This window comes from Actinosynnema sp. NPDC059335, assembly GCF_042752395.1.
Classification (GTDB): Bacteria; Actinomycetota; Actinomycetes; order Mycobacteriales; family Pseudonocardiaceae; genus Actinosynnema.
In genome coordinates this window covers 4,686-5,461 of sequence record NZ_JBHYXZ010000047.1, presented here as the reverse complement: position 1 = coordinate 5,461, position 776 = coordinate 4,686, and the positions used below count along the sequence as shown (strand labels likewise).

The window sequence follows — 776 nt, the reverse complement described above, 5'->3', positions numbered from 1 at the left end:
GCCCGACGCGTCCCGGCGCGCCGGGGGCCGCCGCCCCCCCGGGGCGGGCGGGGGCGGCGACCTCGGGGCGCCCCACCCGGGCGGGGGCCCCGCGGCCGGGCCCCGCCCCGGCCACGGGCCGGGCGTCCGCCGCACGCCACGACTCGACCTCGGGCACGACCGGCGACGCCGCGAGCCCGAGCCGCAACTCGACGGTCGACTCGCGCCAAGGCTCCACGACCGGCCACGCCGCCCGCTCGACGCCCGACCCGCGCCAGGGCTCGACCGCCGGCGCGACCGCCGCCGACCCGGGCCACAACTCGGGCCACGGCCCGGTGGCCGGCTCCCGCCACGGCTCGATCGCCGGCGCCGCGGCCGACCCCCGCCACGGCTCGACCGCCGGCGCGACGGCCGACGCCCCCTCCAGCACCAACCGCACCTCGGGGATCGCCGCGAGCCACGACTCGACCGGGGACGGGGGCCGGGTCCAGGCCCACGAGCCGGCCTGCGGATGGGCCCACGGCTCGATCCGCGACCCGACCGCCGTGACGCCCCGCGTCCGGGTCCACGGCGGGAGTTCCAGGTCGAGGTGCATCCGCAACTTCGGCTCGAGCTTCGGCACGAGGAACGGTCGGTCGCGCCCGCCGGTCCACTCCGCGGGCTCGTCGCCCCCCGGCGGTTGGGCCGTTCGGGGTGGGGGGTGCACCGCGCTCCACGCCGCCGGGGCCCGCCCCCGCCCCGCCGGGCCCCCCCCGCCCCCCCCCTCAGCCACTGCGCGTAGTGCGTGGTCAGCGCCA

The 776-nt window shown here is 82.3% G+C and carries 1 protein-coding gene; it reads right to left on the bottom strand.

The annotated features are described in order from the left end of the window. Positions 1–601: hypothetical protein (locus ACFXGA_RS16965; RefSeq protein WP_378088780.1), on the bottom strand; the 601-nt coding region annotated here is incomplete at its 3' end. Positions 602–776: the final 175 nt, after the last annotated feature.